An 11,583-nucleotide genomic window follows, 5' to 3' on the forward strand; every position below is an offset into this window, starting at 1 on the left:
CGGCCTACAGCGCGCCAGCGCTGGGCCGCGTCTGGAAGGCCCAGCACTTCTCCTATTGGATGACCACCATGCTGCACACCATCTCCGATGCCACCCCCTTCGATATACGCAGGCGGGAGGGCGAACTGGCAGCGGTGACCGGCTCGACCGCCGGATCTACCTTCCTCGCCGAGGCCTACACCGGCTGGCCGCAGCGGTCATAAGCGTCCCTGCGCCACGCGGCCGCTGATCAGAAGACCCGGGTATGGCTGAAGTTTTGCGGAGAACCGCTGGCCGCTGGCCACGCTGCCGATCGGCTTCAAGCCTCGGCCGCGCCGTCCGACCGCTGCCGAGCGGACACCACCGCGACAACAGACGCTCCAGCCGTTCGCGCCGGACACCTACACGCACGAACGCCGCATCAACAAGTGCGTGCCTGCCCGCGGGGACCGAGCCCGCATCGGCTACCTTTCAACCTGCATCGCTCGACAGTGCACCGGATGCTCACCCGCTACCAGATGGCTCGCCTGCGGTCGCTGGACCGAACGCCGGGAGCCGGGCCCTGTTGAGTGCTGATCCTACCGCTGATTCCAAGACCGCTTTTGCTGTTGGGCTGTCGCCTGGCGACGCGCTGCACCGCGGCTGTCACAATCCGGAGAGTGGAACGCCGGTCGTGATCGACCAGTCACACGGGCTCGTCGGCCTTGCAGGGGCACGTCCAAGCGGTTGGCCAGTTCGGGGAGGGTGATGCCGAAGGTGTCGCGCACCACGACTGCGTCGGGTTCGATGTCGAAGATGGCGAGGTCGGTGTAGACCCGTGACACGCAGCCGATTCCGGTGAGGGGGTAGGTGCAGGCCGGGACCAGTTTGGGGGTGCCGTGTTTGGTGAACAGTGTCATCATCACGAAGATCTGTTTGGCTCCGATAGCGAGGTCCATCGCGCCGCCTACTGCGGGGATGGCGTCGGGTGCGCCGGTGTGCCAGTTCGCGAGGTCACCGGTCGCGGAGACTTGGAAGGCGCCGAGCACGCAGACGTCGAGGTGTCCGCCGCGCATCATGGCGAAGGAGTCGGCGTGGTGGAAGTAGGCGCTTCCGGGTAGTTCGGTGACGGGGATTTTGCCCGCGTTGGTGAGGTCGGGGTCGATGTTGTCGCCTACTGCTGCGGGGCCCATGTTGAGCATGCCGTTCTCGGTGTGCAGTATCACGCCGGAGTCGGCGGGGAGGTGGTCGGCGACGGTGGTGGGCTGGCCGATGCCGAGGTTGACATAGGAACCGTGGGGGATGTCGTTGGCGATCAGGGCCGCGATCTGGTCTTTGCTGAGCGGGCCGGTGTTCATGCCGCGACCACCTTGTCGACGTAGATGCTGGGGGTGACGACCGTTTCAGGGTCCAGGACACCGGTTTCGACGACCTCTGCGACTTGGACGATGGTCGTGGTGGCGGCGGTCGCCATGACCGGGCCGAAGTTGCGGGCGGTTTTGCGGTAGACCAGGTTGCCCATGCGATCGGATCGGTGGGCGCCGATGAGGGCGACGTCCCCGCGCAGGGGGTACTCCAGAACGTAAGTGCGGCCGCCGATCTCGCGGGTCTCTTTCCCCTCGGTGAGCTGGGTGCCGACGCCGGTGGGGCAGAAGAAAGCGCCGATCCCCGCGCCCGCCGCGCGGATGCGTTCGGCGAGATTGCCCTGCGGTACGACCTCGAGCTCGATTTGCCCGGCCCGGTAGAGGTTGTCGAACACGTACGAGTCGGACTGGCGTGGGAATGAGCAGATCACCTTGCGCACCCGTTCGGCGGCCAGCAGCGCGGCAAGGCCGGTGTCGCCGTTGCCGGCGTTGTTCGACACCACCGTCAGATCGGTGGCGCCCTGTTCGATGAGCGCTTCGATGAGCTGCACGGGCATGCCCGCCATACCGAAACCACCGATCAGAAGGGTGCTGCCGTCGGCGATTCCGGCGACCGCCGCCGCGGTCGTCTCGCAGATGTCCACCATCACCGCACCTCCCGCATATTCTCGAGCACAACCGCTAGTCCCTGACCGACGCCGATGCAGATCGCCGCGACACCCCACCGGTCACCGCACTCGACGAGACGGTGCGCCAAAGTGCCGACGATCCGCGCGCCCGAAGCACCCAGCGGATGCCCGATCGCGATGGCGCCGCCCTTGGCATTGACGATCTCCGGATCGGCCAGCCCTTGCGCGAGCCAGGCATCGACACAAACCAGCGACTGCACCGCGAAAGCCTCGTTGAGTTCCACCGCGGACACATCAGCCCAGCCGATCCCCGCGCGAGCCAGCGCACGGTTGGCCGCCTCCACCGGCGCGTAGCCGAAGTCCTGCGGATCCAGCGCATAGGTCCCCCGGCCCGCGATCCGCGCCAGCGGATCGACGCCCAGCTCTACTGTTTCGCTCGCGAGCAGGACCGCGCCCGCGCCGTCGTTCAGCGGGGAGGCGTTCCCGGCGGTGATCGACCCGTCGGTCCGGAACGCCGGTTTCAGCCCGGCCAGCTTCTCGGCGGTGGAGTCGGGCCGGATGCCTTCGTCGCGGGCCAGGCCACCGAACGCGATCACGAGGTCGTCGTAGAAACCCGCTTCCCACGCCGCGTCCGCCAACAGGTGGGAGCGGGCGGCGAACTCGTCCTGACGGCCACGAGAAATACCGAACCGCTGCGCGAGCTGTTCGTTGCACTCACCCAGCGAGACCGTCCACTGCGCGGGCATCCTGTCGTTGACCAACCGCCAGCCCAGCGTGGTCGAGACCGCGGTGACGTGTCCGGCGGGAAACCCCCGCGACGGCTTCGGCAGCACCCACGGCGCCCGCGTCATCGACTCCACGCCCCCGGCCACGACCACCTCCGCCTCACCGGTCTCGATGATTCGCGAGGCGCTCATCACCGCATCCAACGACGAGCCACACAACCGGTTCACCGTGGTCGCCGGCACCCCGGTCGGTGACCCGGCCAGCAGCACCGCCATCCGGCCGACGTTGCGGTTGTCCTCACCGGCCTGATTCGCACACCCCCAGACCACATCCCCCACCGCCTCAGGAGACAGGTACGGCGCTTTGGCGAGCACGCCGGACAGGGCCGCGGCGGCCAGATCATCGGGGCGCTGCTCGGCCAGCGCACCCCCGAAGCGCCCGAACGGCGTCCGCGCCGCGGCATAGACGAAGGAATCGGTCACGCCTCGACGCTAAACACCCCCATTGATGCAGTCCAATACTCATTTCCCGCGCATTGATAAGCAGCAGCGATAGAATTGCTGTGTGGACTTCGACCTGCGGACCCTGCGCTATTTCCTCGCCCTCGCGCACGAGCGTCATTTCGGCCGGGCCGCAGCTCGCGTCCACATCGCCCAACCAGCCCTGTCCCAGCAGATCAAACAGCTCGAGACCCAACTCGGCGTCCAGCTGTTCGACCGCTCGACCCGCCGCGTCGAGATCACCCCCGCGGGCGAACGCTTCACCGAACACGCCCGGCGGATCGAGGCGGCATGCGCACGCGCCACCGACGACATGACGGCCTTCGCCCGCGGCCGCGTCGGCCGCGTCTCGGTCGGCTTCATCGGAACCGCCACCTACGACGTCCTGCCCCGCCTGACCCGGATGGTCCGCACCGAACTCCCCGACATCGACCTACAAGTGCGCGGCGAACTGCTATCCCCGCAACTGCTCGATGGCCTGGCCACCGGCGAATACGACCTAGCACTGGTCCGGCCGCAACCGAGCTCCGAACCGGGATCAGCCCGAGGACTCCACCACCTCCTCGCACGGAGCCCCGACGCGCCGAACATTGTGCTCGAAACACTGCGCACCGAACAACTTCTCGCCGTTCTCCCCGTCAACCACCCACTCGCCGACACCGATTCGGTCGATCTCGCCGCCCTGGACAGCGAAACCTTCATCACCCACCCCTCCGGCGACCGATCCACCATGCACCACCTGGTACTCGACGCATGCGCCCGCGCCGGATTCCGACCCCCCGTCCTGGAAGTCAGCGAAACAGCCACCCTCGCCGTCTCCGTAGCCGCCGGCCTCGGCGTCGCCCTCGCCCCCGAACCAGTCCGCAGCCTCGGCCTGGACGGCGTCACCCACCGACCACTCCGGCAGCCGGAAACGGTCGAACTCATGCTGGCCCACCGAGAATCAGAAAACTCGCCCGGCGTGGCAGCTGTCGCGGCGCTGGTCCGAGCCGCAGCGCGCGCTACCTAGCAGGCCCACCCGCTACGGCACTGGCTAGACACCGACGTACCCGTGGCAAAGTGGCCTCGGTAGACAGATTGATCTGGTGAGCGGTGCATCGATCAGTCTCGATGGGACAGGCGCGTCGCGGGCCAATACGCCGAATTTCGGGGATCGGCGCTGACCGCGAAGACCGGGAACCGGTCCTCCGATGGATGGGGCTGGAATCGAACGCGCACGGACCAGCCCGCCAACGAGGGGATCTCCCCTTCCAGGGAGGTGTAGACCCACGGGCCCTCGTCCGACTCCACGATCGCGATCGTCAGCGGCACCAACCCACCCGGCCGATCGGTCGAGGCTCGGTCGACAACCCGCCACGACACGACCGAGCCCGCACCCGACGACGGCACACGCTCGAGCTCGCCGGATCAACAGGACGAACACCCGGACGTGATCGGCGCGAGCAGCTTGGCGCACCGCACGCAACGGTGAATCATCAGCACCTCATCCACGCACAGCCCGCTGTCGTCGCCGAGGACATTCGCAGTTTTCTCCAGGTCAGGTGTGTGCATACGGGCCTCCACGAGAGGGTGCTGACAGGTGTCGGTAACTCCTGAAGACTGACCCCTCAGCGATTTCCGAACATTGACCCCTGGTGGGGGTTGACGCTTGCGGGGTGATTGCCATCGAGGACTGGGCTGAGATCCGCGGGTTGCATCGGGCGGAGGGTGTGCCGATCAAGGAGATCGCGCGGCGGCTGGGGGTGGCGCGGAATACGGTGCGTTCGGCGTTGGCGTCGGATCGGCCGCCGAAGTACGAGCGCAAGCCGCGGGGTCGGGTGGTGGAGGCGTATGAGGCGCAGATCCGGGCGTTGCTGGCGGAGTATCCGCGGATGCCGGGGTCGGTGATCGCCGAGCGGATCGGCTGGCCATACACGTTGAATCCGTTGAGGATTCGGTTGCGGGAGATCCGCCCGGAATATGCCGGGGTGGACCCGGTGGATCGGGTGAGTTATGAGCCGGGGTCGGTGACGCAGTGTGATCTGTGGTTTCCCGAGCCGCGGATCCCGGTCGGGGGTGGCCAAGAGCGTGTGTTTCCGGTGCTGGTGATGACGTTGGGGTTTTCGCGGTTCACCGCGGCGGTGATGCTGCCATCGCGTCAGAGCGGGGATCTGTTGTCGGGGATGTGGCAGCTGATCTCGCAGATGGGGAGAGTGACGAAGACCCTCGTCTGGGACCGGGAGTCAGCGATCGGTGGGACCGGGAAGGTGACCGCGGCCGCGGCAGCGTTCGCCGGGACCCTCGCTACGAGAATTCAGCTGGCCCCGCCCCGAGATCCGGAATACAAGGGCATGGTCGAACGGATGAACGGGTTCCTCGAGACCTCGTTCCTGCCGGGCCGCAGCTTCACCGACCCCACCGATTTCAACACCCAGCTCGCGGATTGGCTGACGCGGGCCAACACGCGCACAGTCCGTTCGATCGGTGGCCGACCGGTCGATCTGTTCGAGACCGACTACCTGTCGATGATTCCGTTGCCGCCGGTCAGCCCGGCGGTCGGATTGAGTCAGCGGGTCCGCCTGGCCCGCGACTATTACGTGCGCGTCGACACCGTCGATTACTCCGTCGATCCGCGGCTGATCGGCCGGTTCGTCGATGTCACCGCCTCCCCGACCGTGGTCACGGTTCAGTGCGATGGGCAGGTCGTGGCCCGGCATCAACGATCGTGGGCCAAGCAGGAGGTGGTTACCGATCCTGATCACGCGGCGCTGGCCGCGCAGCTGCGGGCCGGGTTCGCCGCTGACCGGCGCCGCCGGGAGCAGGCGCGGCGGCATTCCGATGGGCATCCGGTCGCGCTGCGCGCGTTGCCGGACTACGACGTCCTGTTCGGCGTCGATTTCCATGTTCCGACAACAGAAGAGAGACACGGATGACCGCGACCAAACCCAAGACGGCCACCAACGCAGTCGGCCAGCCACCCGATGGACTGCCGTCGATGATGGCCTACCTGACCCGGGTGCTGAAGATGTCGACCGTCGGGCGCAGCTGGGAAGAACTGGCAGCACAAGCACGTGACGAGAACTGGTCGCACGAAGAGTATTTGGCCGCGCTGCTGCAACGCCAGGTCGCCGACCGTGAGTCCAAGGGCACGATCATGCGCATCCGCACCGCGCACTTCCCTCAGGTCAAGACCCTCGAAGACTTCAACCTCGATCACCTGCCCTCGCTGCGCAGGGACGTGCTGGCGCACTTGGCTACAGGCACCTTCGTCCCCAAGGCCGAGAACGTGATCCTGCTCGGACCGCCCGGGATCGGCAAAACGCACCTGGCGATCGGGTTGGGCGTCAAAGCCGCCCAAGCAGGCTATTCGGTGCTGTTCGACACCGCCAGCAACTGGATCGCCCGTTTGACCACCGCCCACCACGCCGGCCGGTTGGACGCGGAACTGAAGAAGATCCGCCGCTACAAACTGATCATTGTCGACGAAGTCGGCTACATCCCCTTCGACCAAGACGCGGCGAACCTGTTCTTCCAACTGGTCGCCTCCCGCTACGAGCAGGGCTCGATCATGGTCACCTCGAACCTGCCGTTCGGGCGCTGGGGCGAAACCTTCTCCGACGACGTCGTCGCCGCAGCCATGATCGACCGCCTCGTCCACCACGCCGAGGTTCTCACCCTCACCGGCGACTCCTACCGCACCCGCCAACGCCGCGCCCTGCTCGCCAAAGAGAACCGCGCCGCGACCGACTGAACACACCAAAACCGACCCCTACCAACTCGTCAAAATTGATCCCGGGGGTCAGAATCAAAAAATCGACTGAGGGTCAGCCTTCACGAGTTGTTGACAACAGGTTCCGCTCCAGCCTGCGATGGAAAAACGCGCCGGGCGACGGCCGAATCACCCGCCGCATACCTGTTTCTCTCTCGGTCGACCGCACGGTCGGAAAACCCGCCGCCACAGTCGGGCGGCCACTGCATTCTCGCCGCCGCACCAGCGTGCGAGGTCATTCGACCCATACGGTGGTGATTCGAAGTGCCGCAGGTGGCTCGAGCGGCAGCGGATCGGGTATGTGGTCGAGGTGACCAGCAGTGCACCGGTCGTCAGGTCGCTTGCCGGTAGCAGCCGCGCCGGCCAGACCGTCGACGACGCGCCACCGCAGGCATGGAAGCGTCGTAGCTGGGGAAACGGCGCGAAAGGCCCTCGGATGTTCGACTGGGCCGTGGCCACGGTGCCGACCGTCGGTGAGGCCAAACCCGGCTGGGGGCGCTGGCTGCGGGCTCGCCGGTCACTGGCTCCCAACGCCGAAGGCGAGCTCGAAACGGCCTACTACATGTGTGGTGCCCCGATCGGTACCAGTGACGACGAGTTCATCCAGGTCGCCGGGCGGCCGAGGAGATGGGACCGACGGCCCGAGTCCACAGACACGCGACTCGCGTTGGGGACCCGGGACTCCCGATACTTCGACCAACAGTCTTTACACCCGTGTCACGAAGAGGTTGCTCGAGCGAGAGTCGGCTATGCGCTCCTCGTGTACGTCCTTCTTCGGCACTTCTGCCGACGGCGAACTACTAATAGCGCTGAACGATGAGTATCAGCGCAAAGACGTATTGGACTTCTCAGCGAGGCCCGGCTGAAGATGCAAGCACGACAGTGCGTAGGTCATCCCGGTGGATCCGGACGCGATGAGGCCATCGCATGACAGTTCAAAGGAGAACGCAATGTGCCGCCCAGGATTTTCGAGCCCCGCGCTGCTTACCCGGAGCCTCCCCGCCGATTCCCAGGATGCCTTTCACTCATGGGGCGAGCACCCTCGCGACCAGGTGTTGACCTTCCTGAGGAGGTAGAGCGGATCCGACGTGGCAAGCCCAGAATAGCGCCACGACATCATCGCTCAGTCCGACGCTGACACCGCCCGACAGGACCGCCGAGGTTCGCTGGGACCGCTGGTCCAAAACGGACGATGCGGGCGGCTTCTTAGCAGTGCACGACCCATCCTCAACCACGCAACAGCTTCGGCCGCTTCCGCTTTCAGATCGGCTTGCTGGTCACTGCTGGTGCGGCAGAACGTCGCCCAAGGATCTGGCCATCCAGCCCGCCCGCCGCGAAGTGGTCGACAACCGAGTGGGCTGCCTCGGTCCGACGTCCACGCACGGCGGCGCCAACCGACCTCGCAGAGCCATCGGCCGACTGCGCCCCTTGATTGCCCGGTCCGGCCGGTCTTCGCCGTCTGTAGGGCAGGAAAACGGACCGTCCCCCGCACCGCTTCGGCGCCCCTCGGCGACCTAGACGTACGCACCACCTGTGTGTGTTTCGGGATCGCTCCACTTCCCGGCTGAGAAAGCAGCGCCAGGACTCCTCCCTCACCTATCCAACCACGGAACAGAAAGAAAGTAGGTAGGCCAGATGTCCATCGACAAGGACTTCACCTTACCGGAACCGACCGCCCCGGTGCCTCACGGAGCCGAGGAACATGCCCCTGGGCATTCGGAGGCCCACTCGGCACCTGAGTTCTCTCCGCGAAGCGTGCGCCACTTGGTCGCCGCTCACCTCGGCATCGCGGTCACGATCTCCCCCGCCTTCCTCGGGATCTTCTCGCTGTTCCTCAAGCCGATGGCCACGGGGTTGGGGGCCGACCGGTCCCAGATTGCCCTGGCAGTGTCCATCGCTTCGCTAGGGGGGGTGATCACGACTCCGCTCACGGGCCTGCTCGTCGATCGACTGGGGGCTCGAAAAGTCACGGCGATGGCGGCCGTGTGGATGCCGGCCTCGATCGCGTTGTTCGCTCTGGGAGCACCGTCCCCCGTTGGCTTCGTCCTGGGCTCATGCGCTCTCGGTATTGCATGCGGACTGACCTCGCCCGTCGCCTATCTGAGCACCATCCCGCGGTGGTTCAACCGCCGACTGGGGTTGGCCATCTCGCTGGTCGTCGCCGCACTCGGCACGGGAACAGTGGTCAATTCTGCCCTGGCCGCTCCTTTGATCGAGCAGTTCGGATGGCAGAAAGCATGGTTTGCCTTTGCCGCCTGGGTCGCGGTCATCGGTCTCGGCGCCCACTTCCTGGTTCCCTGGGGCGCCACGGCGACTAGGTCGCGGGAGCACGGTCAGCCCGTCAAGGCTACCGTCGCAACGGCTGACCGGAACGATACCGGACCGGACGGGACGGCCCGAATGTCAGTCTTCCTGCGGGACGTCCGTTTCTGGGGCATGACGCTCGCTTTCGTCATCGGCCTGCTGGTCACAGGTGGTGTGATCGTCAATGTCGCCGCCGTGATCAGCGATCGCGGACACGGTCCCGGAGTGGCTACCACAGCGGTTTCCCTTGTCGGCATCGCATCCCTCATCGCCCGTCTGGTCGGGGGCACTCTACTCGACTACGTCCCCGCACGGTGGGTCGCGGCCTCCATCTTTCTCGCCCAAGCGCTGGGTGTCTTCTACTGGCGACCGCCAGCAGCACTGCGCTCCTGGTGCTCGCCGCCGCACTCGTCAGCTTCGCCTACGGAGTGGAGTCCGATCTCATTCCCTACGTCCTCAAACGTCGATTCGGTATAGGGGTGTTCGGTCGAGCGTACGGCCTGATGTTCGGTCTGGTTCAGTTCGGCCTCGTGCTCGGGCCGACTGGTCGCGTTGGCCTTCGACCGGTCCGGTACCTACTCCACTGCATTCACGGCGCTCGCTCTCGGCGCCCTCATCGCAGGCATACTTGCGTTCGCCAGCATTCGCGTGAGCAGTACCCGCTCGCAGGCGGAATTCGCGTCATGACAGCCGCTCGGGGACCAACTGGTCGCGGGTGAGCTCACGGGTCGGGCGTGGGAGCGAATCGAATCCTTGTTGCCGATGTCGGGCCGGGAGCGGCAGTGACACAGTCACAGCAGGCGATCACCGAAGCTGCGCACCGTACGGTGAGCTGCCCGAACGGCATAGCCCCGCGAAGACCAGGCACGTGTGGCTGTAGCGAAAATACCCGGCAGGCTGGAGATGCGGGAGTTGCCCCGTCGACCAGGCCGGTGACAACCGACAGCTGCTGCCTGAGGTTCCCCCGCTTCCTTGGAGGGCTCTGAGCATGGTCCGATAGGACCAGGAAGGAGCCCCGCGTGGCAGCACCGAAGAAATACCCGGACGAGTTGAAGGCCCGAGCGGTCCGGCTTTACGTCGACACCCAGAATCGCGACCGGGCTGTTCGGCGGGTCCGGCAACCGGCGGACCAGCCGGATCAACGTGTCTCGGCTGACCGGCAGCCCCAATCGGCCCGCCAGCCGGGCGCCGGCACGACCTGCCATCGCCAACCCGATCGCGACCAACATCGACGTCAATCGGCTCGTGCGCCGCGACCACTTCGCCGTCAGCCCGGCAACCTGTTCGGCGAAGGTCTTCGCCGGGCAATCACTGTTCGAACAGAAGAACCGCCGGACCATCAGCTGCACGGTCACCACCCGGCCGGCGATCGCGGCATCGGCCAGTGTGCGCTGATAGAGGGAGTGCACACGCGCAGAGACCGACTCGCATCCCTGACACTGGGCAGTCGACGCGGCCACCGCGGCCCGGAGAACCAGCCCATCTCCCTCGCTGTCGACTGCTTCTATCACCAGACCAGTCAAGTGCGGCAACAACTTCCAAACAAGATCACCCGAACACCCCCGACACCATTACCAAGCCTGACACTCCACCGACAACACGCCGACCCCCGGGATCACGAAGACTGCGCCAGAGCCCTGATCTTCACGTGGATCGCATCGATGAACACGACCGGATACACGCGATCGAGAGGCCGGTTGCACCAGTCGGTCATCTCCGCGACCACCTTGTCGGTAATCGCGGAGACGGTGTCCTTGGACACCGAAGCGCCGTAGATCTCAGCGAAATGCGCCGAGATCTCCCCGGTCGTCAACCCCTTCGCGGTCAGCGACAACACGATCTCATCGACCCCCGACAACCGCCGCTGACGTTTCCTGACAATCTTCGGTTCGAACGTCGAGCTGGTATCACGCGGCACATCGATCTCGACCGGACCGATCTCGGTGACCACCGTTTTCGACCGAGTCCCGTTGCGAGAGTTCGGCGTTCCACGCCCTGCCGGGTCGTGTTTCTCGTAGCCGACATGCTCGGTCATCTCCGCCTCCAGGGCGGTCTCGAGCACGGTCTTGGTCAGCTGGTTGAGCAGCCCACCCGGGCCGACCAGGTCGATGCCCTGCTCCTTGGCCTGCTTCAGCAGCTGCTCGGCCAGCTTCCTGGTATCCGCCGCGTCCTTCTTCGCCACGGCGTCGAGTGTCTCCGACACTGCTCGATCCTTCCCGCCGAACCATCAGGTCCGGCCAGTCAGACCAAGGTCAAATCCGCCGTTGTTCCGACAGTCCCCGCCGCGGAGGGATGCGTAGGGTCTGTCCAGTCAACGGCTCTGTCTCACATTCGATGGTAGACAGCTCATTCCA

8 protein-coding genes and 3 pseudogenes are annotated in these 11,583 nt (G+C 65.9%); 5 read left to right on the forward strand and 6 right to left on the reverse strand.

Going from position 1 to position 11,583, the window contains the following annotated elements:
- Nucleotides 1-203, forward strand: a pseudogene (locus ON27_RS30630) (4-hydroxybenzoate 3-monooxygenase); the annotation flags it as partial.
- A gap of 483 nt (nucleotides 204-686) precedes the next feature.
- Here ON27_RS30630 and ON27_RS30635 read toward each other — a convergent pair.
- The 3 genes and pseudogenes from ON27_RS30635 to ON27_RS30645 all read right to left on the reverse strand — a co-directional run.
- Nucleotides 687-1,316, reverse strand: a pseudogene (locus tag ON27_RS30635) (3-oxoacid CoA-transferase subunit B); the annotation flags it as partial.
- Entirely contained in the window at nucleotides 1,313-1,969 is a 657-nt protein-coding gene (locus ON27_RS30640; protein WP_043735548.1) for a 3-oxoacid CoA-transferase subunit A, read from the reverse strand. The pseudogene ON27_RS30635 and the gene ON27_RS30640, both read right to left, overlap by 4 nt.
- Entirely contained in the window at nucleotides 1,969-3,159 is a 1,191-nt protein-coding gene (locus ON27_RS30645; protein ID WP_043735549.1) for a thiolase family protein, read from the reverse strand. Before ON27_RS30645 ends, ON27_RS30640 begins: the two co-directional genes overlap by 1 nt.
- A gap of 82 nt (nucleotides 3,160-3,241) precedes the next feature.
- On the opposite strand from ON27_RS30645, the gene ON27_RS30650 reads away from it, so the two are divergent.
- Nucleotides 3,242-4,186 carry a LysR substrate-binding domain-containing protein gene (locus ON27_RS30650; RefSeq protein ID WP_043735551.1) on the forward strand — a complete coding sequence of 315 codons (945 nt, stop codon included), beginning with the start codon at nucleotides 3,242-3,244 and terminating at the stop codon, nucleotides 4,184-4,186.
- A gap of 92 nt (nucleotides 4,187-4,278) precedes the next feature.
- Here the strand turns inward: ON27_RS30650 and ON27_RS45020 are convergent, their stop codons facing one another.
- A complete protein-coding gene (locus ON27_RS45020; protein ID WP_281032785.1) occupies nucleotides 4,279-4,566 on the reverse strand; it encodes an OB-fold domain-containing protein in 288 nt (95 codons plus the stop codon).
- Nucleotides 4,567-4,832: 266 nt separating this feature from the next.
- On the opposite strand from ON27_RS45020, the gene istA reads away from it, so the two are divergent.
- The 3 genes from istA to ON27_RS30670 all read left to right on the forward strand — a co-directional run bounded on the left by istA (nucleotide 4,833) and on the right by ON27_RS30670 (nucleotide 9,706).
- Nucleotides 4,833-6,089 (forward strand): IS21 family transposase, encoded by a 1,257-nt coding sequence (istA, locus tag ON27_RS30660; protein WP_043735553.1) that lies wholly within the window; start codon nucleotides 4,833-4,835, stop codon nucleotides 6,087-6,089.
- Between the two features lie 62 nt (nucleotides 6,090-6,151).
- Nucleotides 6,152-6,907, forward strand: a complete 756-nt coding sequence (gene istB, locus ON27_RS30665; protein ID WP_281032786.1) for an IS21-like element helper ATPase IstB — start codon at nucleotides 6,152-6,154, stop codon at nucleotides 6,905-6,907.
- Nucleotides 6,908-8,560: 1,653 nt separating this feature from the next.
- Nucleotides 8,561-9,706, forward strand: a complete 1,146-nt coding sequence (locus ON27_RS30670; protein ID WP_083887897.1) for an MFS transporter — start codon at nucleotides 8,561-8,563, stop codon at nucleotides 9,704-9,706.
- Between the two features lie 314 nt (nucleotides 9,707-10,020).
- Here ON27_RS30670 and ON27_RS43330 read toward each other — a convergent pair whose 3' ends face one another.
- Both ON27_RS43330 and ON27_RS30680 read right to left on the reverse strand, forming a co-directional pair.
- Nucleotides 10,021-10,740, reverse strand: coding sequence for a transposase family protein (locus ON27_RS43330; RefSeq protein ID WP_306306966.1), 720 nt, complete (start codon nucleotides 10,738-10,740; stop codon nucleotides 10,021-10,023).
- Nucleotides 10,741-10,865: 125 nt separating this feature from the next.
- A pseudogene (locus ON27_RS30680) lies at nucleotides 10,866-11,432 on the reverse strand (IS256 family transposase); the annotation flags it as partial.
- Nucleotides 11,433-11,583: the final 151 nt, after the last annotated feature.

This window comes from Nocardia asiatica NBRC 100129, assembly GCF_000308415.1.
In the GTDB taxonomy this organism is placed as follows: Bacteria; Actinomycetota; Actinomycetes; order Mycobacteriales; family Mycobacteriaceae; genus Nocardia; species Nocardia asiatica.